This window comes from Anaerococcus nagyae (assembly GCF_017874535.1).
In the GTDB taxonomy this organism is placed as follows: Bacteria; Bacillota; Clostridia; order Tissierellales; family Peptoniphilaceae; genus Anaerococcus; species Anaerococcus nagyae.
The window spans coordinates 1-22,535 of the sequence record NZ_JAGGLS010000010.1; the positions used below are offsets into that span (position 1 = coordinate 1).

Sequence of the window (22,535 nt, forward strand, 5' to 3'; positions counted from 1 at the left end):
ATCTATAATTTTATCATAGATGATTAGGTTCATTTTTAAGAACTATGCTTAAAGCTGTTCTTATACTATTAGTATATGAGCAAGCACAGTAAGTGTACAGACACTTACGAAAAATTAATGGAGCAGATCTTACGGAATGCTCCATTTTTTTAATTTTTACCTTGTTAGGGAGAACCCTAAGACCCCGAAATATATTTTATAAAGGAGAATAAAATGGCAAATAGATTTAGAGATGAAAGAATAGAAATAAAACTAACTAAAGAAGAAAAGGAAGTTTTTGAAAAGAAAATGAAACTTGCAAATTGCAAAACAATGTCCCACTTTCTTAGAAAATGTGTATTAAAAAAAGAAATTTATGTAGTAGATTTAGAACCATTTAGAAACCTACAATGGCTGCTTTCAAATATAACAAATAATATAAACCAGATTGCAAAAGCTACTAATACAACTGGTGTTATTTACAAAAATGAAATTGAATCAATGAATAAGCAGATAGAAAACTTATCAAAAGAAATATGGCAGATCCATTCCCTTCTCCTTAATAAATCAAAAGAAAGTTCTTGTGATTAGTACGGCAATTACGAAAATACATAGTATTGATACAATATAGAATAATGAAAAAATGCAATAATATAAAGCTATACAGTAAAGCAATGTAAGGTAAAGAAAATAAAGTCAGTCCGAAGACTTCCAATATTTGTCTCACATTACATTTACTATGCTCTTCCTTGTTTGACATTTACAGGGAATGACGTACGATATTTTATATTCAATTTGAATAGAAGAGAAAAAAATAAAGGAGAGTGGGAAAATGAAAACACTTAAGTTATTGCTTTTAGGTATTTCTATGTTTTTTACTGGCATTATTAGCTTTGCGATTCTTGTTGGTGCTGCAGTGGTGAGTCCTCTTACTATGGATAGTTCAAATTATTTTATAGATATTTGGAAATTACATGGAGTAACACCGATAGCTATTGTTTTTTTTCTTTTAGGAGTCTTTGGTCTAATAATTGCATTTATAGGATTTTTACAAAAAGTTAAATAAATAAAAGGCTGCTTCATATTTAAATTTTTAAATTATGAAGCAGCCTTTTTGTCATTTAGTCAGTTGTTATAGTTACAAATTAGCGTTTAATAAGCTCTAGTCCAAAATATCCGTTACGAGGTGCTCCTTGAGCAGAGCAAGCATTATATTCGTAAGTTTTTAATGGTGGGGTAGTATTTTGCCATACATAAGTAGTTTTATTGGTAAATTTGTATGTAGTACAGTCGTAATAATATACTATACGTCCTTTATATCCTTTAGGAACCTTTGCTGTATAGGTTTCACTTGAACCACGAGTATAAGAGCCACCAATACTAGCACCTATGGAAGCTTCTGCGGTCTTCTTACTAATACCACCGTTTAAGTTTAAAGAAGCATTGATTACTACCGATTTGTTGTATTCTTTTGAGATTTCAAAACCTTGATCTGCATAAGAAGTAACTGGCTTCTTCCATTTTCCACTTGATTTTTTAAGATTTATTACTTCATGTGTATGAGGAGTGAGGCTGAAATGATATAGCTGAGGAGCATCGTTATCTATTACATTGTCCGGTATAACATGACCATCATGAACATAACCCTCGATGTCTTCATCTTGATTATCATTTTGCGATTCGATATATTCACCATTAGTCGATGGCCCCATTGGAATAATAATAACTTCATTCCCAAACTCATCAGTAGAAGAAATACCATATTTATCAATAACTTCTTGGTTAATTTCATCATCGGCTGGAACAAAATCAGGAAGTTCATTATCTAGATAAGATACATTGGCAGCAAATACTGGAACAGCCATATATGAAACTATAAAAAATGATAAGATTGCACTAAAAATTTTTTTCACTTTAATACTCCTTTCTAAAATTAATTAAGTACATATAGAAGATAGTTATTTTCTAATAATTAATACGTATCTATTATTAATTTATAGTAGTATACCACGTGTATACAAAAAAAAGCAATAGTTTTTTAATATTCTGAATTACAAGTTAAACTTAAATTCATTTTGCACAATATAGATTTTCATTTAAGCTACAAATTACTTGGAGTTTTTTGCACTATATTCTTCCAGTATTTTTCCTAAGATAATCACTTAAAAATTATTCCAACTTCCTAATCTACTTTCATGGATTTGCCTGAGCTAGGTATTCTTTAGCACAATCTAGAGAAAAAACCATTCAGACTATCGTTGAATCATATCTTCAATTAGTACATTGTGCAGTATTGCCAATAGCCTTTTTTATTTCAGTATATTTTATAAGTTGCCAAGAGATTTTATTTCCTAAGAAAAATAATTTACTTTTTCAGTTTATTATTCATTTGTAAATAAAATATCACTTTCATTCAAAACTACCGTAATCTAATTGTATACACAGAGACTATTAGGGTAAAAACCGTCACGCCCCTATTGGGCTCCGAGTATTCTCCATATGCAGCACTATACTAGCTACTTCTTAAGCAGTTATTTATTTGCTCTTTGGTGCTGACTCACCCATAAACAGGTCATAGTATTCTTTCAAGCTAATTTGATCCCCATGGTAATCTTCTTTTAATTGGATTTTATATATTCTTTTATTATTTTTCATTGTGGCTTACGGTATCTTCATAATATCATCTACAGCAAAAGTGTCTTTTTCCGTATTTATATTTTAAATTATCATGTCGATTAAGTATTATTAATGAGATTTTCTCTTTTAATTATCCTATTATTTCTGATATGTGTATTTGGGTGCAAATACTACATGATAATTACAGTGCCATTTTGTGTGTAATAAACTATTCTTGTTCTTTAAATTCTCCTTTTTAATTGTGCATATGGTTATCACAATTATATATTAAATAAGAATTTTGGCTTGAAGCTGAAGCTAATTTTTTCCACCTGCATAGCATATGGTTTATTATTTCGCTCACATTCATTCGTTCAAATCACTTAAATGGGCAGAGAAAAACCTTAAAGCCATAAAGCCTTAAGGTTTGTATTTACTAATATAGTTTAGCACCAGCTGGTATTCTATTTGATACTTCTACTACATTTAGTACTTCTTCGCCATTTTGATTGTGAACTGCTGATAGAAGCATACCTTGAGATTCTTCTCCCATCATTGCTCTTGGTGGTAGATTTACTATCGCTACCAAGTTTTTGCCTATAAGCTCTTCTGGAGTGTAGTATTTTTTGATTCCTGAAAGAATAGTTCTTGGACTATCACTTCCATCATCTAAGGTAAATTTAAGTAATTTCTTAGACTTTAGAACTTCTTCACAATTTTTCACTTTTACAACTCTAAAATCAGATTTACTAAAAGTATCAAAGTCCACATCTTCATAGAAATCTTCAACCTCAACACCTGTAAAGTCAATAATTTCATCACTTTTTTCTATATGTTTGTTAGTAGATGCTTTAGCCTCATTTGATCCTGAAGCTTCTAAGCCTATTGGCTTCATTGTTGGGAATAATAGCACATCACGGATAGAATGTTGACCTGTTAGAAGCATAATCACTCTATCAATACCAATTCCAAGGCCGCCTGTTGGTGGAAGTCCTACTTCTAAGGCATTTACAAAATCATAGTCCATCATTTGAGCTTCGTCATCACCATTTTCACGTTTTGCTACTTGAGCTTCAAATCTTTCTCTTTGATCTGCTGCATCATTTAGCTCTGAGAAAGCATTTCCAACCTCTGATCCGTTGATAAAAGCTTCAAATCTATATGTTAAAGACTTATCATCTTTCTTTCTTTTTGCAAGTGGAGAGATCTCTACTGGATAGTCATAGATAAATGTTGGTTGGATTAGGGTATCTTCTACAAATTCTTCAAAGAATTCATTGATGATTTCTCCTCTTGTTTCCTTAACTTCTACACCTTTTTCCTTAGCAATGGCTACAGCATCTTCATAAGTAGTGATTTTGTTAAAGTCAACTCCTGTTTCGTTTTTAATAGAATCAATCATAGTGACTCTTTTCCAAGGAGCTTTTAGTTCTATTTCATTTCCATCATATTCTATTACAGTGTTACCTAAAACATTAGTTGCAACTGTTTCTATCATGGATTCCACAATTTCCATCATATCTTCATAGTCAGCATAGGCTTGGTATAATTCCATTGCAGTGTATTCTGGGTTATGAGTTGCATCCATTCCTTCATTTCTGAACATTCTACCCATTTCATAAACTCTATCAAAACCACCTACAATTAATCTTTTTAGATATAATTCATTAGCGATTCTAAGATACATATCTATATCTAGAGTATTGTGGTGAGTTATAAATGGACGGGCTGTTGCTCCACCAGCAATAGTATTAAGAATTGGTGTTTCTACTTCTAAGAATCCTCTACTATCTAAAAATTTTCTAATTTCAGAAATAATTCTACTTCTTAAAACAAAGACTTCTTTTACTTCTGGGTTCACTATAAGATCTAGGTACCTTTGTCTATATCTTAAATCTGGATCCTTTAGGCCATGCCATTTTTCTGGTAGCATTTGTAAAGATTTAGTAAGAAGTTGTGGTGTTTTTGTTTCGATTGATATCTCACCTTGTTTAGTTTTAAATACTTCTCCTTCAATACCAACTATATCACCAATATCATATTTTTTTACTTGTTTAAACTCATCACCGATAACATTTTTTCGATTTACTATTTGAATAGTTCCTGACTCATCTTGAATATCCATAAAGCTCATGTTACCATGGCCGCGTTTTGCTATTATACGTCCTGCTATTCTTATAGATTTACCTTCATAATCATCATATTTATCCTTAATAGTTGCCGCAGGTGTACGATCTTTAAAGTTTACTATTTCATGTGGATCTTTACCTTCTTGCTTAAGTTCTTCTAGTTTATCTCTTTTAATTTTAAGCATTTCATTTAAATCTTTATTGTTATCAGTCATTTTCTCTCCTTATTTGATGTTCTTAATAGTGAAATACATTTTTCCATTAGGTGTATTTACTTCTACTCTATCATCTTTCTTCTTACCTAAAAGAGCAGCTCCTACTGGTGATTCATTAGATATAAAGCCTTTTACTGGGTCACTTTCAGCAGTACCTACGATTTTATAGTCCAATGTTTCATCAAATTCTTCATCATACACTGTTACTGTATTGCCAACCCCAACTTCATCAGAATTTACATCAACTTCGATAGTCTTAGCATTTCTAATCATATCTTCAACTTTTGCTATACGGCTTTCAATTTCGCCTTGCTCATTTTTTGCTTCATCATAATCAGCATTTTCTGAAAGATCACCAAAACTTCTAGCAATTTTGATTTTTTCTGCTATTTCTGGTCTTCTTTTAGTTTTTAAATATTCCAATTCATCTTCTAATTTTTCTAAATACTCTTTTGATAATATTACTTCTTTACTTTCTGCCATTTTATCCCTCTAAATCATTTTTATATTCTTCAAGTAGAGAAAAAATCTCTTCTTTACTTTTTAATTTATTTACTTTCTCTCTTATATTACTTGCACCAGGAAGACCTTTTATATACCAACCAACGTGTTTTCTCATCTGATTAACTACTAGTTTTTCATTCTTATATTTAAGTGATAAATCATATTGCTCTCTTATCTGATCTACAATTTGATCCGATGTAACTTTGGTGTAAGATCCTTTTTCTAAGTAATCTTTAATGTATTTAAATAAAAATGGATTACCCATAGCACCCCTAGCAAGCATGACTCCATCAGCATTTGTTACTTTTATTATATTTATAAAATCTTCAACTGTAAAAACATCCCCATTAGCTATAACAGGAATTGATAAAGCTTCTTTTAGCTTTCTTACATCATCCCAATTAGCTTTGCCTTGATAATGTTGATCACGAGTTCTACCATGGAGGATTACATAATCTATACCATTATCCTGACAAATTTTCCCAATCTCAATATAATTTTTATTTGAATCATCAACACCTGTTCTAAATTTTACATTAACTTTTTTATTAGTGGATTTAACTAAAAGTTTTGTAATTTTGTTTACAAGATCAGGTTCTTTCATCAAGGCCGATCCTTCTCCGTTTTTAAAAATTTTTGGAGCTGGACAACCCATATTAAAGCTAATTTCACTAACAGAATCAATAGGATTTATTTTTTCCTTTATAGCTTTCTCAATTTTTTCTAAGTCGCGACCAAAAATTTGTATATTTGCTTTCTTTTCTAAATCAGAAATATACATTATCTCTTCTGTTTGCTTATTATCAAATGCGAGTGCATTTACACTTACCATTTCTGTAAAAGTCTTATCTGCTCCATATTTCTCGCAGATAATTCTAAAAGCAACATCTGTAACACCCGCAAGAGGTGCTAGCATCAGTTCTTTATTCTTTAATTCTGTCATAGATTATTCTAAGTCCATCTAACATTAGATCTGGTTCAATGATATCAATATATTTTGATTCGTTAGAAATAAGCTCTGAAAATCCACCAGTTGCGACTACATTTATTTCTTCTACAACTCCATGTTTTTCATGAAGTTCCTTTTCAATCTGACTAATAAGACCATCTATCAGTCCTATATAGCCATATACTATACCAGCATTAATACTTTCCGGCGTGGTTTTTGCTATTGCCGTATCTGGTACTCTTAGCTCAATTTTGGGAAGCTGAGCTGTCATTCCAAAAAGACCTTCTTGTCCGATTTTGATACCTGGAGCTATTGATCCTCCTAAATACCTACCATCTGATGTTATTACATCAAAAGTGATAGCCGTACCCATATCAACAATTATGGCAGGACCACCATATTTATTATATACAGCAACAGCATCTACAATTCTATCAGCACCAACTTGGCTTGGAGTCCCATAATCTATAGTAATACCTGTATCTGTCTTATAGTCAATAATTATGGGCTCTTTACCAAATAACTTTCTGTTGCATGATTGCCATGAATACATTATATCTGGTACAACTGACGAGATTATAGTATCATCAATTTCATCAGTATCAACATTATGTATAGTAAACATATTAAAAAGGGTAGCTACCAATTCATCGCTAGTACGCTTTAAATTTGTAGCCACTCTATAACGGAGCTCTAATTTTTTATCATTGAAAACACCTAAAACAGTGTTGGTATTTCCAATATCTACAACTAGTAGCATCATCTCTCCTTTTGGCTAAGTAACTAAATAAATTTAACTCTTATATAATACGATAAATTCTATCGAATTCAAGCTATTTATTTAGCTTATACCTTCTTATTAGAGTATTGATTTCTTCTGTGTCTTCAGCTTTTACTTTTGTCATTTCATTTGAAGTTTGTCTATCTTTTTTAACTTGTAAGACAAGATCATTACTTTCTTTATCGAATCCCCATTTTTTAAGCTCTTTATAATTATAAAAATTTGAATTAATTAAAATTCCATTTTCAGCTATATACAGTTTGCTTCTTTGAGCAAGCCCAAATACAATTGCAAGTACTACCATTATAATAGCCATTATTATAGAATCTTGGTTATTTTGTTTATATCCTGCCACAAAATTTACAATTCCTGTAGCGAGAAGTATGCCCATTAATAACCACTCTAAAGGACTTGATTTCTTGCTAAATCCCGCGATTTCTCCTGTAAGCTTCTTTTTATTTCTAAATGATTTATACAATCTATATATAAAAAATATTATAATAGCTGCATATAAAATCAAAATAAAGCTGTTCATATTATTTCCCATATTTCCTCCTTAAAAAATAAAATAGGCCTTTATTGACCTACTTATTATCACTTTCATAAACTGAACTTTTCAAAACTCCTATAAATGGTAAGTTTCTATACTTCTGACTATAGTCTAGACCAAAACCTACAACAAATTCATTAGGTATCTTAAATCCATACCAGTCTGGCTTAATTTCAGTCACTCTTCTTTCAGGTTTGTCTAGCAATGTTATTATTCTAACTTCTTTAGGATCTCTTTTTTCTAAATTTGATTTAAGTTTATTTAGTGTGTAACCTGTATCAATTATATCCTCTACTAATAATACATTTTTATCTTTAATATCAACGTCTAAATCCTTTAGAATTTTTACATTTCCAGTGGACTCAGTACCATCATAAGAAGAAACAGCCATGAATTCAAGATTACAATCAATTTTTACATGCTTAGCAAGCTCTGACATAAAAATTACAGATCCTTTTAAAATACCCACCATTATAAGTGTATCTTCATCTTTATAGTAGTCATTAATATATGATGCCAGTTTTCTTATTCTAAGATTAAGAGTATCTTCATCTATTAAAACTTTTTCAATTAGTTGGTTAATATCACTTATCATTTTCTACCTCAATTTTTAAAATATTATTTGTCGTTTTATCTAGTTTAAAATCATTGGATACCCTATGACCTACTATCCATATGATTTCATCATTAGATATAATTAATGGAATCTTATCACGTAAATTTCTATCTACTTTTTCATCAATGAAAAAGTCCTTTAACTTTTTATTATTATTCATACCATAGGGTTTAAATTTATCTCCATTTTTCCTATATCTTATTGTAAGTGGAAAATCAACTTTGTCATAATCAAAATAAGCCGTATATTTATCCGTTTTTGTGACCTTATCAACCAAAGTAACATTAAATATAAGTCCATTAAAATATGTTTTTTTATCAGGACTTAATAACTCTATAGTTTTATTTAAATTATTACTTTGATCTATATATAAATCATAAGTTTTATAATTTTTGATAAAAATCAAGCTATCTTTTACACTTTTCTTGCCATTGCCCAGACTAGTTATGCTTATAAATTGCTCAATATTTTCTTTAGAAATATCTTTTAAGTCACCTTTAAGTTTAAGAATAGCTCTCCTCAAAACTCTAGACTTTAGAGAATCTTCTAGAGCTTCAAAGCCATTTTTGTCAAAACTGATATTGTATTTTCCTACACTTTTTATAACATTATCACAGGCATTATCAACTCTAGACTCAATAATATCCAAATCATTTTTCAAAAGCTCAGATAAATTATATAAATTATCCACAACTTGAGGATTAATATTTTCCATTTTAGGAATTATTTCATTCCTTATATAATTTCTTGTATAATCATTTTCCCCATTGGTCTTATCATAAGCATAACTTATATTATTTTGATCAAGATAATTTATAATATCTCTTTTTTCCATAGATAAAATAGGTCTTATAATGTTAGAAGATTTGTAATTCATGGCACAAAGGCCATCTATACCTGTACCTCTAATCATCCTCATAATCATAGTTTCTGCTTGATCATTTTTATTATGAGCTATGGCAATTTTAGCTCCAGGATATTTTCTAGCTATTTCATTAAAAAAAGCATATCTAAGCCTTCTACCTGCATCTTCTGCTGAAATTTTATTTTTTCTTGCATATTCATCCATGCTAGCTATTTTTACTTGAAATTCTATATCAAGTTCTTTAGCAGTTGCTTTTACCAAATTTTCATCTTTACTAGCTTCTTTTCTATGCAAATGATTAAGATGTGCTAATATCAAGTTAAGATTATACTCAGCTTTTATTTCATTTAACATATAAGTTAAAAACTGACTATCTGGTCCTCCACTTGAGCCAATTATTATTGTATCATTCTTTTCTATTAAATTATAATTTTCAATGATTTCTTTAAATTTTTTAATCATTTGTATTTATTTTTTCTTCGTTGTTAGCTTTTATTTTTTCTATATTATCTTTTTCTTCATCATCTTTTTTGTCAGTAGCTTGCTTTGAACCCTTAACCATTCCAAGCCTTTCCTTAGCTATTTTTTCTTTAAATTTATCAGTATTTCTTATATCATAATCTTTTTTAAGGCTATTAATTTCTGCATTAGTAGCATCTAACTTTTTTTGAGTAGATACTATTTCTTTATTTATGCTATTTATTTCATTATTCATCGCAGCATTAGATACATAATAAGCTATCGAGCTAATGATTAGTAATGCTATTAGAGTAAATAAAAAGCTTATATTTTTCTTTTTACGTCTTTTACTATAAGAATTTGCTTTATTCATCTACAACCTCATACATTTCTGTTGCGGAGGATTTTTTTGCTCCTTCAATCAAATTAGTTACTTTAACCTTTAAGTTACTTTTCCCAAAGGCAATTTCAATTATATCACCCTCTTTTACAATACTACCTGCCTTTGCAATTGTTCCATTTAAAGTAACTCTTCCATTTTCACAAGCTTCTTTTGCCACTTGTCTTCTTTTAATTATTCTTGAATTTTTTAAAAATTTATCTATTCTCATAGGATGACTTTACTGTTAATGGCTCATTTTAGCTAGCTAAAATAAAAAAAGCCTAGGTTAAAACCTAGACTTTTGTAATTTTGAATTTAATTAGATAAGTTTTTCGTCGTCATCAACTTCTTTAACGTCGCCTTCTTCAACAACATCAAGTTTTTCTTTTCTAACTTCATCAGAAACTTTTTGATTTTCTGTTACATTTTCTTTATTGATTTCAACTTCCTCTGTAACTACAGCATCTTTATCAACTGTAACTCTTTCTTCGTGAATTGGAATTTTTATTTCTTGATCTGACTCATTAAATTTATATCCATCTTCAGCGGCATCACCGTCTACAGCGTGTCTTTCGATTGTTACTCTTTCTTTTTCAACAGGAACTTCAACTTCTTGAGTTTCAGTTACAACGTGTTTTTTAAGTCCAATTTCACCAGATTGTACTCTTTCTTTATTAACTCTTAGTCTTTCTTCATGAAGTCTAATTTTATCTTGTTTAGAAAGGTCATCTCTATCAAGTATATCTTTATCAATATAGTCTTTTCTTTGTTCATAAGCATTATCTACATATTCTGGATCTTCTAGATAGTTATCTCTTTCGATAGCTAATACATAGTTACCATTTTCAACAGCACCAAGAGCTTCATCAGATACTGATCTATCAAAACCAAAATCTCCAAAGTATGCTGGATCTAAATCTTCACCTGTGTAGTATGCATAGATACCATTGTATTCTGGATCTAATGTTTCTCTGTTTGCTCTATCAGAAATTCCATAATATCTAAGATTATCATTCTTAAACTCTTTAGCGGAAATCACTTCTAATTCGTCATCAGAAAAACCTTGTGCTCTTAATTGATCAATTCTTGCTAGTAATTCATCTTCTGTTCTAAATGTTTCAAAATTTGCCATTATATATATCTCCTTTTTTTTCTAGACTCATGTCTAACATGTTCTAGTAGGTATATACCCCCTAAATTTTTTTATTAAACATAAATCTCCAATTTTTTTTATCAGCTTTTAACATTTTAAATTTATTTATCAATATCATCGTAGCTGATCTTAGAATCATCCACTGTTATGATTTCCTTTTTAACTGGAATTCTAATTTTCTCCATCTCAATATACTTTTCACGACGTATAATAATTTCTTCTACTACTCTTCTTTCTTTTCTTACTTTAATACGTTCTTCGTGAAGAGGAATAACTACTGTTTCTCCTTTTGATAATTTATCTAAATATTCTTTTTTAATATCATCCATATAAGCTATATCCTTTCCAACTTTTATTTATTTATACCCAAGTTTTAAAAAGTATAGTAATAATGGTGATAATATGAATAATATTTTACATATAGATTGTGATGCGTTTTATGCGTCTTGTGAGGAGATTAGAAACCCTAAATTAAAATCATTTCCAGTAGCAGTAGGTGGATTAAGTAATAAATCAATCATTACAACGGCTAACTATAAAGCTCGTGAATTTGGCTTACATTCCGCTATGCCTGTCTTTATGGCAAAAGAATTATGTCCTAATTTAATTCTAATAGCTGTAGATCATCCCTATTATAGAGAGAAATCCATGGAAGTTTTTGATATAATAAAAAAATATGCTAAAGATTTTGAGCAAGTATCTATTGATGAGGCTTATCTTTTGATAGATTCTCCCGATCCCAAAGATTTGGCCATAGAAATACAAAAAGAAGTATTACTAAAAACTAAAATTAACGTTTCAATTGGAATTTCTTATAATAAGTTTTTAGCAAAACTTGCAAGTGACTGGAATAAACCTCATGGTATTAAGGAAATCAGTAGAAAGGATATTCCAGAAATCTTATTAGATTTAAAAATATCAAAAGTTCATGGCCTAGGCTCTCATGGTGTAGATAAGCTTCATAATATAGGTATTTATACCATCGATGATCTTATGAAATTAAATGAAGAATTCTTAATAGATCTTTTTGGAAAGCACGGTTCATACATTTACAATGTAATACGAGGCGTGGATAATAGAGAAGTAAATCCTACTAGAGAAAGAAAATCGCTTGGCCGTGAAAGAACTTTTAAAGAAAATACTAATAATATTAATATATTAAATCAGTATCTAAAGGAAATATCAGAAAAAATAGAGAATGATTTGGCTAAGAAAGATTTACAGGGGAAAACTGTCAATATCAAACTTAAAAATTCTAACTTTAAAACTATAACTCGCGCAGTAACTTTACAAGAACCTATTTATAAAAAAGAAGATATCTATGAAATTTCCAAAGACTTACTTAAAGATGTATACAAAAAAGGAGAATATATTAGGCTAATAGGTATTTTTTTATCTAAATTATCCTCCAGAAATAGTAACCAACTTACATTTTTATGACTTTATAACAAAAAGGAACTATTGCAGAATGAATAAATCGTCCCAAATCATTAGAAGAACCTATACAGAAACTTTGCCTACACGATCCGTAGGCTATGTAAAAATTTCTTAAGAAACCCTTCTAATTATGGGACGATAATTATTCATAGTTTTGCAACAGCGCCTTTTATTTATTCTATATCAAGACTTTCTTGGGTATCTTTGCCGTCTTCAACTGGATCAGAACTTTCTTCTGTTAAAGTTGCTCTAATCTTCCCTTCAATTTCATTCATAATATCTTTATTTTCTTCTAGATACGTTTTTACATTTTCGCGTCCTTGACCAAGTTTATCCCCATTATATGAAAACCATGATCCTGCTTTTTCTACAATATCCATATCTACAGCTGTATCTAGTATGACACCAGATTTTGAAATTCCTGTTCCATACATTATATCAAACTCTACTACCTTAAATGGTGGAGCCACTTTGTTTTTAACAATCTTGACCCTAGTGCGGGAGCCTATAGAATTGTCTCCTTCAGTTATTGTTTTTATTCTTCTTATATCAAGTCTAACTGATGAATAAAACTTAAGAGCACGTCCACCTGTTGTGGTTTCTGGTGACCCAAACATTACGCCAACCTTTTCTCTTAATTGGTTAATAAATACTACTGTAGTGTTTGATTTTGAAATAACGCCTGTAAGTCTTCTTAATGCTTGACTCATAAGTCTAGCCTGAAGACCAACGTGACTATCTCCCATTTCTCCTTCAATCTCAGCACGAGGTACAAGAGCTGCTACTGAATCTATAATAATTAAGTCTACTGCTCCAGATCTAACTAGAGATTCCGCTATATCTAAGCCTTGTTCTCCGGTATCTGGTTGAGATAAAATTAGATTATCTATATCTACTCCCAAATTTCTAGCATACTCTGCATCCATGGCATGCTCTGCATCTATAAATGCGCACATATTGCCTTCTTTTTGATCTTCTGCGATCATGTGAAGAGCAAGGGTTGTTTTACCAGAAGATTCTGGGCCAAATACTTCTATAACCCTACCTCTAGGAATGCCGCCGATTCCAAGAGCTATATCTAAATTTATAGCACCTGTTGGTATAGCAGAAACTGATACTCTTGGAGCTTCACCCATTTTCATTATAGAGCCTTTGCCGTATTTTTTTTCAATATTCTTAAAGGCTTGGTCTAAAGCCTTTTGTTTATTATTATCCATTTATTTTCTCCTATATATTTTATATAAACTATAGTCCCTTATTAGTTTTATTATATCATTTCTCTACTTTTATTAAAGTAAGATATAAGTCTGATATAAGGCAAAACTTTTAATTTTGCTTGTAATTTTTTTAACTAGTAGTTATTAACTTCTCGAACAAATGGCTTTGATTTTTCTTATAAATGACTCCTTAGCCATTCATAATTATTGTTTTATTTAGTTAGCTATTAGTATAAGATATTTCATAAAATAAATCGCCCTAAATCGTTGGAGCTTGTGTACTTATCTCCAATGATAAGGCGATTATTTATTAGTTACACTAAGATTTTTGCTTAGAGATTTATCTTTCTTTGACACACACTTGCTGTATACTTATCATGAGTTACAACTAATACAGTTTTTCCAGATTTATTTAAGTCTTTTAAGACATCCATTACATATTCCTTATTTTTTTCATCCAAGGAACCCGTTGGTTCATCTGCTAGTATCAAGCTAGATGGTTTTAAGATCGCTCTAGCTAAAGCAACTCTTTGCTGCTCTCCTCCAGACAAACTTGCTACTATTTTATCTATATGATCTTTCATATTTACTTTTTCAAGTGCTTCAAGAATCATATTTTCCTCTTCATCTTTTGATTTGTTTACATATTTAAGAGCAAGCTTTAAGTTATCTCTCACCGACTCATCTTCTATAAGAGCAAATGACTGAAATATGTATGAGATTTCTTCTCTGATTAGTTTTGAGCTCTTCGAACTATTTACTCTTACATTTTTATTATCTTTAAAATAATAATCTCCGTCATAATCACCTTCTATAAGGCCAATTATATTAAGAAGAGTAGATTTTCCAGAACCTGATTTACCAAGTATAGCTACCATCTCGCCTTCTTTGATGTCTAAATTTATATTATCTAAGACCATATGATCATCAAATGATTTGGATAAATTTTTTATTTTTATCATTTTATACTCCTTTAAGCTTAGCCGCAAGATTTTTGTTATCCTTAACCTTTATAAAAGTTATAATTAGAAGAATATCTATAAGGATAAAAATAGAGAAAATAGCTAAGATAAGTCGATTTTTAGTTAAAATACTTAATACTATAAAGGCGACAAGGTCTAATATACCTATCAATATAAAAAGAATCCTAAACCTATCTATTAATCTATGACCCAAAATCTTAGTCACATTAAGATATCTATTCTCTGTTAAAAAATATCCTTGTATGATAAAGAAAGAGACAAATATGGATAGGATTATCAAACTTATCAGTGCAATCGATACTTTAATTATAAAAGATTTATATTCTTCTAGTCTATCTTTAAAAATAGATGATATAGGAGAAAACTTCATATAATATTCTCCATTATATTTTTTATAAATCTTATCAATTATTTCTCTATTTTTCTTAGTATTTTCTATCTTTATAGGATTGTTAATGCCCGTATTAGATAATGCTTGAATCTCACCTAAATTCATATTCATATCATCTACGAGGCTTATAATAGGATTTTTAACCAAAGGCTTATCCTCGTCATATGTGATAGCTTCAATATCTTTATCATAATAATATATATCAATATCAATATCTTTTAATTTATCTTCTTCTATCTCTTTAACATTATCAGTTTGATAAAAGTAATAAGCAAACATTTCCTCTATGTTTACATCTTTCATAGTTGATGGAACATATAATACATTTTCACCAATGTTAGGATTAAAACCAAGTTTTTTAATATAATTATCATTTACATTTAAAACATCATAGCTTTTGTCTTTATCATAACTATTATTACTCCAATAAGGTTCGAATTTTCGATAATCAATATAACAAACATCATCAATATTTTTTACCATATCTTTATAGGCATCATATGGTATTTTGGAATATTCTTTACTTTTCATAAACAATCGTTCGTTTGATTCGTTTATAGACTCTCCTGTTAGGTAGTTAGGACTTTTCCTCGTATAAAAATCCGCTTTTTTTAAACTATCGAAAGTAAAGTCAAAACTCATTGATAGCATATATAATGATCCCACAACAAAAATTGATACTATTATTTTAAGAGCAAAATTTATAAAATGTACCCACTTCATAGATACGAAACCCTTAATCATATTACTTATTGTAATATGATTAATTACTTTATTTAATAAAAGACCTATTATCATATATACTAAAAGTATAGATAACTGCATAATAATAAGGCTTGTGTAAAAATTATCTGGTATATAGGAATTCATAATATATATTCCAATATCTATTATAATACTTGTTATAACAATAGTGTGAATACTCCCTAACATATAAGATTTTAGAATATCTATTTCTTTTACTCCCAATAATTTTTGAATTCCAATTTTATCCATATTTACTAGCGGAGAATATAATGAAACTAATAACAAAGCTAATAAAAATACTAAAATTGCAACAATCGAAAATATAGATATATTATTTATATAAGAATAGCTACTTCCCTGACTTTTTTTGGTCAATTCTTCTGGACTTGTTGATAGAAAATCTGATAATTCTTTTACTAATGAATCTCTATCATAAGGCTCATTTGATATAATAGTATATTCTCCATTTACAGAATCCCCTGTTTCTTTATAGTAATTATTCATATCTGCTATAGTAAGAGAGCCTATATTCATAAATACAGGGAGGTTTTTGGGAAGATCATCTTTCTTAAATTCTCCTCCAAAGCTCTCATATGGGAAAGTCTCTCCGTTTATCATTAATAATTTATAATAATCATTATTACTACTTGCAGTTTTTACAAAAGAAACCTTATACTTATCTGATAATTCACTTAATTCATTTAATAATTTATCAGTCTCTATTGTCTCTTCTTTTAAATATATACAATCCTGACTTATTTCTTTTTCTAAATGTCGTATCCTTTGGTATTCATTTACTATGTATATATTTATGCATAATATACTAATACATACTGTTATTAAAAATATAATTAACTTATTAATCTTTTTCATACTTGTCACCTAAAAATATTAGGATTCTGTGATCACAGAATCCTAATATACTTAAATCAATCAAAACCGTAATAATATTCTAATCCAGTTGGTGGTACTTTATAATATCTTGCTTTTGACCATTCTCCTGCTTCTCCAGAACCCCTAGCGCTATTATTTTTTTTAGGATTAACGACGGTTGAATGATGTAAATTAGAGGAATGGAAATAGTTTGAATATCCAAATCCTGCACCTATGCCATATTTCCATAATCCATCAGATGCATATTCTTCCACAGCAAGTGCAAGAGTGTTTGCAAATAGCATGAACAATAATATACTTAGAGCTAGGATCTTTCTCGCTTTTTTCATTTAATACTACTTCCAAAATTCATTTACTTATTTAAAGCAAGTTTCGTTTACAATTTTTTATACTAACATAGAATAATTTCATTTGCAAACTTTTTCCAGTATATATAAAAAACTGACCTCCTTAAGTTAGTTTTTAGGTCTAACTTTTTGGGGTCAGTTCAAATTTTAAGAGGTCAGTTTAAATGCGTAGTTTTTATATATTTTCTAAGTCCAAAACTTTTTTATTTTTAATTATATAATCAGCACCTGATATAATCGTTAGTATTACTGCTAAATAAAATACATATATACCAAGATTATTTAAAGTATTGTTATTAAATAAAAGCATCACTAAAGCTAGCATTTGACTTGTAGTCTTTGCTTTGCCCCATTTACTAGCTGCAATAACTATACCTTGGTCTGCTGCAATAGTCCTAAAGGCTGTTATAGCTAGCTCACGGGATAAGATAATTATTACAGCCCAAGCTGGCAAAATATTACCGCCTACTAGGACAATAAAAGCTGCCATAGTTAAAAGTTTATCTGCCAAAGGATCTACAAACTTCCCAAAAGTAGTTACTAGATTTCTACTACGCGCTAGATGTCCATCAAGGGCATCTGTTAATGATGCTAATATAAATATTATCGCTGCTAAATTATTGCTTCTTCCATATATATAATACAAAATAATAAAAACAGGTATCAATACTAACCTTAATGTTGTGACTTTGTTAGCTATGTTCATCTTACTCTCCTTCTAAATAAGTTCTATCGACTAATACTTTGCGTGGTTTGCTACCTTCATAGGGGCCTACTATTCCCTTAGATTCCAATTGGTCTATAATCCTTCCTGCTCTAGCGTATCCTACTCTTAATTTTCTTTGAAGTAGAGAAACTGATGCTGTATTTTCTTCTATTATTATCTGAGTTGCCTGGTCTAATAATTCATCCTCATCATCTACCTCTTTTACTTGAGAATTTTCCTCAACAGTTTCTATAGCGCTTTGATCGTAATCAACCTTAGTTTCTTGTTTTATATAATCAACTACACTTAAAACTTCCTTATCAGATACAAAAGCTCCTTGTATCCTGAGTGGTTTCATAGAATCACTAGGAGCATAAAGCATATCTCCTTTTCCAAGTAATTTCTCTGCCCCTGCAGTATCAAGTATTGTCCTTGAATCTGTCTGACTAGTTACAGCGAAAGATATCCTAGATGGGATATTTGCTTTTATAGTACCTGTAATAACATCTACAGTAGGTCTTTGAGTTGCAATAACAAGGTGAATGCCACAAGCTCTTGATTTTTGGGCAAGACGCATTATATAATCTTCCACTTCACTAGCAGCTGTCATCATAAGATCTGCAAGTTCGTCAATTATTACCACTATGTAGGGAAGATTTTCCATAGATTCATCAGTTTGGGCTGCTTGTTTATAACCTTCTATATCTCTTACGTGGTACTTTTGAAAGGCTTTATATCTTTTTTCCATTTCAGAAATCGCCCAAAATAAAGAAGAACTTGCTTTTTTAGGATCAGTTATAACAGGCATTATCAAATGTGGTATGCCATTATATACTGATAGCTCCACAACTTTTGGATCAATCATCAAAAGTTTTACATCATCTGGAGAATGTTTATATAAAATACTCATTATAATGGTATTGATACAAACTGACTTACCAGATCCAGTAGCCCCAGAAACAAGTAAGTGAGGCATTTTTTCAATTCCTGATACAACTGGATCTCCTGCAATAGATTTTCCCATAGCAAACGGGATCTTGCTTTTTGAATTAGCAAAGTTTTTTGTAGAAATTATTTCCTTAAATCCCACAATCTCTTTACTATCGTTAGGAACTTCAATTCCTACGTGACTTTTACCTGGTATAGGAGCTAGAATCCTTATACCACTTGTAGCAAGTGATAAGGCTAAATCATCAGATAGGTTTAATATCTTACTAACCTTTACCCCTCTTTGTGGTTTTAATTCATAACAAGTAACGGTTGGGCCAACATCTATTTGAACTACCTTTGCTTCTATTCCAAAACTATCTAAAGTTTCCTCAATTGATACAGCCTTTTCTTTTATTTCGCCTTCGTCAATTGCTCCTGACTCAGATCTGTCTTCTAAAAGATCTATAGACGGATAATTGTAATTGTCAAAATCTTTTTTTATATTTTCATTTAAATCTTTCATTTCAATTTGTTTTGACTTATATGATCTTACTTCTACTTCATCTTCCTTAGCAAAATCATAGGCTCTTATAGGTTTTCTTGAAGCTGATTCTTTAATTGCCTGATCTTTAATATCCTTTTTTATAGATTCTTTTTCTACAATTGGGCTTTCCTTATTAGTCTTTTCAGCAGTTTTACTTACAGGCTTTTGTTCAATCTTTTCCAATTTTTCTTCATTTTTAACTATTTTTTTTTCGTTTCTTTTATCATTTATGCTAGAAAATAAGTCTATTAGTTTATTTTTTATTAAAATCAAAAAATTTCTAACTTTTTGCAAAAATTCTCTATAAGTTAATGGACTAATTCCAACTACAAATAAAAATATTGATATCACAAATAAAATATTTAAGCCTAAGCTACCTATAAAGCTAATTATGTAATAGGATAAAAAGCCTCCTACTAATCCACCACTTGTAGCCGATCTTTGTACACTATTTTCTATAGTCCAATCCAAATCATTTCTATAGAAATTTTTTGACATAAAGGCCAAACTCACTAGAAATAACAAATATAAAAGTAGAAAATCTTTTATATTTTCCTTATACTTATCTCTATAAGCAAAAAAGAAACTAATAAATATTATAATCGGTAATACCATTCCAAGCTTTCCAAATATATTTTCAAAGCTTTTTGTAATAACATTGCCTAATTTACCAGTATTGGATGATATTATAAAAATAAACATAAAAATTGATAATACCATCATTACTACAGAAAAAATATTAGGATTAAAATTCCATTCTCTTTTTTTATTTTTAAACTTTTTATTTTTATAAGCTTTGCTCGTAGATTTTTTTCTAATTCTATCATCGTTTTTACTATTTACCATATTTACCTCACTATAAATTATATATGATATGGGTAAAAAAATAAACCTTGAAAATTAGACTAAAAACAACTACATAGTGTAGTTGCCTTTATTTTAGTTATTGAGTATCAGTATCTATACTTTTTGTTTTAGATGTAATAGTTATAATTATAAAAGCTATGGAAAAACCTATTAAAATAATAGTATTTGTATTTATTAGTGAAAAATTATCTTGAGTCATTATATAATTAATATTTTTCACGTAATAAAAAGAAGGAAATACCTTTCCAAGTTTTATTGCAAACTTACCAAGTAATTCTTGAGGAACAAATATTCCTGTTAAGAATGATGATCCTAAGGAGAAGACATTCATAATACCAGTGACCGTATTTTGTTTTTTTGCAAGCTTTGAAATCATTACAGCAAAACTTCCTATAGTTGCAGTAAATAAAAGTGCATTTACCATCATTTGAATAGTTTGTTTTGAAAAATGTATATCTTTAAAAAATAAGCAATAAAATATCATGTATATTAACCATACTATTAGGCCTGATACAATATGTCCTAAGATTAATTGTAAGTTTTGACTTGATTTTTTTATCGGAGAGATAAAATTTCTCTTACTAATTGCTTGCTTATTGTAAGTAAGACTAATAGTTCCAACTATCATTATAATTTGACTCATAATAACATAGCCAAGCATTTTAAAAAAGTAAGGCACATTTTCCTTTTGATTTTTCACTGGTGATTTAACACTAACTTTTATATTTTTACTAAAATTCTTTTTAGATTTTGCAATAGCTTGACTAGTTGAAAAACCCGATTTTTCAAATGTTCCTATTTGATTTAAAAATGAATTGATTTCATTTTTAGCAAAAATCGTATAAGAATCATCATAAACTTCTTTAAAATCAACCATTCGTGTTTTCTCAAAGTCTTCTGGTATACTTATTGCACAAACTATATCTTCATAAAAAAGCTTATCATCAATCTTATCTTCTTCTACGTCTACCAATACATGACTCTTATCTATAAAATCTATAAGAGCTTTTGAGACATCTGTATCAGATTTATCATTAATATATATAGGTAGCTTTAAATTAGTGTACTTATCAATAGGATCCCCAGATTTTGCAAATATAAATATTAATACTAAAAATATTATTGAATAGATCGATAAAGACTTTATATGACTCTTTAATATTTTAAAATAATTTTTAAATACTATCATATTGCTTACCTCTTGTAAATATATATGTTAGGATCATAAATAGCAGAGTAACACCAAAAAGACAACTGATATCGTTATGATACCTATCAAGTGAATCATAGTAATATAAGGAGTAAATTCCATCACTTATCAATGCTACAGGATTTAGTTTATTTATGATAGGAATTTTTTCTGCAATAAATGTTTTTACATAGGAAACCATCATCCCAGCTAAAAATGACATAAGTAAAGACAAGCCTAGACCTATTCCAGCTTTTACTTCAATATTTGCTTTATTACTAGATCCTATGAGCATACCAAAAGATACTCCCGCAAAAGCGCCTATAATTATAATCAAGAATAATTGAGGAGTTTTTTGAGAAAAATCTACTCCTAATATCTTGTTGAATATTAACATCGTAAATAAAGCTATAATAAGATTAAGAATGAATCCCACACACAAAGAAGCTAATAGACTCACTTTTTTATTTACTGGAGAAATTGCATTTCTTTTTGCAATTGTAGATAAATTTGCCTCATATTGGTGTATTATCTCAAGTCCCCAAGAATAACCATATATGAGCTGAAAACCTATTAGTGCAAAGAAAAAAGTCATAACTGGATCAAAGTCCTTGTTAAATTTTTTGACATTTATATGATCTTTATCTTCTATAAGGACTGTAAAGTCTGCACTTGGATTTTTTTGTATAATATCTTTAACCATAGACTCATTCGTATTAAAATATTTTAATAAGCTTACTAAGATACTTTCAAAAATACCATTCCTTTTAACAACTACCTTATCTTTTTGATCAATATAAGCTGTTATATCTTCTTTATCTAAAACTTTCTCACTAGTAGAAGGATTTATTTCCAAAAAATCCTCATCGACCATCTTATCTATAAAGTCTTTAAAATTATCATCATTTAATAAATCTTCATTTATAGCTACCTTGATTGGATTAAAATCGTTGGAGCCAACAATATTTCCAAGACCTAATTTAAAGAATACTCCTAAAATTAAGGGAAATATCAAAGCCCAAAACAATAAAGATTTTTGTCGTAAAAATACTTTGAAAGTCTTTTTAAATTCGTGCAAAAACATA

The 22,535-nt window shown here is 29.4% G+C and carries 23 protein-coding genes and 1 pseudogene; 3 read left to right on the forward strand and 21 right to left on the reverse strand.

The annotated features are described in order from the left end of the window. Positions 1-213: 213 nt before the first annotated feature. Together J2Z39_RS07460 and J2Z39_RS07465 are read left to right on the forward strand one after the other, a co-directional pair. Positions 214-570 (forward strand): plasmid mobilization protein, encoded by a 357-nt coding sequence (locus J2Z39_RS07460; RefSeq protein ID WP_209814596.1) that lies wholly within the window; start codon positions 214-216, stop codon positions 568-570. A 241-nt stretch (positions 571-811) separates the two neighbouring features. Beyond that, complete coding sequence (locus tag J2Z39_RS07465; RefSeq protein WP_117520731.1) at positions 812-1,045, forward strand: hypothetical protein; 234 nt, start codon at positions 812-814, stop codon at positions 1,043-1,045. Positions 1,046-1,124: 79 nt separating this feature from the next. Here J2Z39_RS07465 and J2Z39_RS07470 read toward each other — a convergent pair whose 3' ends face one another. From J2Z39_RS07470 to J2Z39_RS07530, 13 genes and pseudogenes are all read right to left on the reverse strand, one after another. Beyond that, entirely contained in the window at positions 1,125-1,892 is a 768-nt protein-coding gene (locus tag J2Z39_RS07470) for a hypothetical protein (RefSeq protein ID WP_117520729.1), read from the reverse strand. A 622-nt stretch (positions 1,893-2,514) separates the two neighbouring features. Further along, positions 2,515-2,755, reverse strand: a pseudogene (locus J2Z39_RS07475) (transposase); the annotation flags it as partial. Positions 2,756-3,031: 276 nt separating this feature from the next. Further along, a complete protein-coding gene (lysS, locus tag J2Z39_RS07480) occupies positions 3,032-4,939 on the reverse strand; it encodes a lysine--tRNA ligase (protein WP_117520727.1) in 1,908 nt (635 codons plus the stop codon). A gap of 9 nt (positions 4,940-4,948) precedes the next feature. Beyond that, positions 4,949-5,422: a transcription elongation factor GreA gene (gene greA, locus J2Z39_RS07485; protein WP_117520725.1), complete on the reverse strand. Its 474-nt coding sequence runs from the start codon at positions 5,420-5,422 to the stop codon at positions 4,949-4,951. 1 nt (position 5,423) lies between these two features. Then, positions 5,424-6,386, reverse strand: a complete 963-nt coding sequence (gene dusB / locus J2Z39_RS07490; protein WP_209814598.1) for a tRNA dihydrouridine synthase DusB — start codon at positions 6,384-6,386, stop codon at positions 5,424-5,426. Continuing rightward, positions 6,367-7,152 carry a type III pantothenate kinase gene (locus J2Z39_RS07495; protein ID WP_209814600.1) on the reverse strand — a complete coding sequence of 262 codons (786 nt, stop codon included), beginning with the start codon at positions 7,150-7,152 and terminating at the stop codon, positions 6,367-6,369. The genes dusB and J2Z39_RS07495 overlap by 20 nt, the downstream gene beginning before the upstream one ends. Before the next feature lie 73 nt (positions 7,153-7,225). Beyond that, positions 7,226-7,720 carry a DUF986 family protein gene (locus J2Z39_RS07500; RefSeq protein ID WP_117520719.1) on the reverse strand — a complete coding sequence of 165 codons (495 nt, stop codon included), beginning with the start codon at positions 7,718-7,720 and terminating at the stop codon, positions 7,226-7,228. A gap of 37 nt (positions 7,721-7,757) precedes the next feature. Then, positions 7,758-8,318: a hypoxanthine phosphoribosyltransferase gene (gene hpt, locus J2Z39_RS07505; protein WP_209814602.1), complete on the reverse strand. Its 561-nt coding sequence runs from the start codon at positions 8,316-8,318 to the stop codon at positions 7,758-7,760. Next, positions 8,308-9,666, reverse strand: coding sequence for a tRNA lysidine(34) synthetase TilS (gene tilS / locus J2Z39_RS07510; protein ID WP_117520715.1), 1,359 nt, complete (start codon positions 9,664-9,666; stop codon positions 8,308-8,310). The genes hpt and tilS overlap by 11 nt, the downstream gene beginning before the upstream one ends. Next, entirely contained in the window at positions 9,659-10,036 is a 378-nt protein-coding gene (locus J2Z39_RS07515; protein ID WP_209814603.1) for an FtsB family cell division protein, read from the reverse strand. The genes tilS and J2Z39_RS07515 overlap by 8 nt, the downstream gene beginning before the upstream one ends. Beyond that, positions 10,029-10,274, reverse strand: a complete 246-nt coding sequence (locus J2Z39_RS07520) for an RNA-binding S4 domain-containing protein (protein WP_117520711.1) — start codon at positions 10,272-10,274, stop codon at positions 10,029-10,031. The genes J2Z39_RS07515 and J2Z39_RS07520 overlap by 8 nt, the downstream gene beginning before the upstream one ends. A 90-nt stretch (positions 10,275-10,364) precedes the next feature. Beyond that, complete coding sequence (locus J2Z39_RS07525) at positions 10,365-11,177, reverse strand: YsnF/AvaK domain-containing protein (RefSeq protein WP_117520709.1); 813 nt, start codon at positions 11,175-11,177, stop codon at positions 10,365-10,367. Between the two features lie 122 nt (positions 11,178-11,299). Further along, positions 11,300-11,527: a DUF2382 domain-containing protein gene (locus J2Z39_RS07530; RefSeq protein ID WP_117520707.1), complete on the reverse strand. Its 228-nt coding sequence runs from the start codon at positions 11,525-11,527 to the stop codon at positions 11,300-11,302. A gap of 73 nt (positions 11,528-11,600) precedes the next feature. Here J2Z39_RS07530 and J2Z39_RS07535 point away from each other — a divergent pair, with 73 nt between their 5' ends. Then, positions 11,601-12,638 carry a DNA polymerase IV gene (locus tag J2Z39_RS07535; protein WP_209814606.1) on the forward strand — a complete coding sequence of 346 codons (1,038 nt, stop codon included), beginning with the start codon at positions 11,601-11,603 and terminating at the stop codon, positions 12,636-12,638. 170 nt (positions 12,639-12,808) lie between these two features. Here the strand turns inward: J2Z39_RS07535 and recA are convergent, their stop codons facing one another. The 8 genes from recA to J2Z39_RS07575 all read right to left on the reverse strand — a co-directional run bounded on the left by recA (position 12,809) and on the right by J2Z39_RS07575 (position 22,534). After that, on the reverse strand, positions 12,809-13,852 hold the full coding sequence (gene recA / locus J2Z39_RS07540) for a recombinase RecA (RefSeq protein WP_117520703.1): 1,044 nt from the start codon (positions 13,850-13,852) through the stop codon (positions 12,809-12,811). Between the two features lie 332 nt (positions 13,853-14,184). After that, a complete protein-coding gene (locus J2Z39_RS07545; RefSeq protein ID WP_117520701.1) occupies positions 14,185-14,814 on the reverse strand; it encodes a putative bacteriocin export ABC transporter in 630 nt (209 codons plus the stop codon). 1 nt (position 14,815) lies between these two features. Further along, the gene (locus tag J2Z39_RS07550; protein WP_209814607.1) at positions 14,816-16,846 is read right to left on the reverse strand and encodes a DUF1430 domain-containing protein; all 2,031 of its coding nucleotides are present in this window, start codon (positions 16,844-16,846) and stop codon (positions 14,816-14,818) included. Positions 16,847-16,902: 56 nt separating this feature from the next. Continuing rightward, positions 16,903-17,196: a lactococcin 972 family bacteriocin gene (locus J2Z39_RS07555; protein WP_209814608.1), complete on the reverse strand. Its 294-nt coding sequence runs from the start codon at positions 17,194-17,196 to the stop codon at positions 16,903-16,905. A 193-nt stretch (positions 17,197-17,389) separates the two neighbouring features. Then, a complete protein-coding gene (gene pgsA / locus J2Z39_RS07560) occupies positions 17,390-17,920 on the reverse strand; it encodes a CDP-diacylglycerol--glycerol-3-phosphate 3-phosphatidyltransferase (RefSeq protein ID WP_209814609.1) in 531 nt (176 codons plus the stop codon). 1 nt (position 17,921) lies between these two features. Next, positions 17,922-20,240, reverse strand: coding sequence for a DNA translocase FtsK (locus J2Z39_RS07565; protein WP_209814610.1), 2,319 nt, complete (start codon positions 20,238-20,240; stop codon positions 17,922-17,924). A gap of 97 nt (positions 20,241-20,337) precedes the next feature. Continuing rightward, positions 20,338-21,450, reverse strand: coding sequence for an ABC transporter permease (locus tag J2Z39_RS07570; RefSeq protein ID WP_209814611.1), 1,113 nt, complete (start codon positions 21,448-21,450; stop codon positions 20,338-20,340). Then, on the reverse strand, positions 21,437-22,534 hold the full coding sequence (locus J2Z39_RS07575) for an ABC transporter permease (protein ID WP_117520689.1): 1,098 nt from the start codon (positions 22,532-22,534) through the stop codon (positions 21,437-21,439). Before J2Z39_RS07575 ends, J2Z39_RS07570 begins: the two co-directional genes overlap by 14 nt. Position 22,535 lies beyond the last annotated feature (1 nt).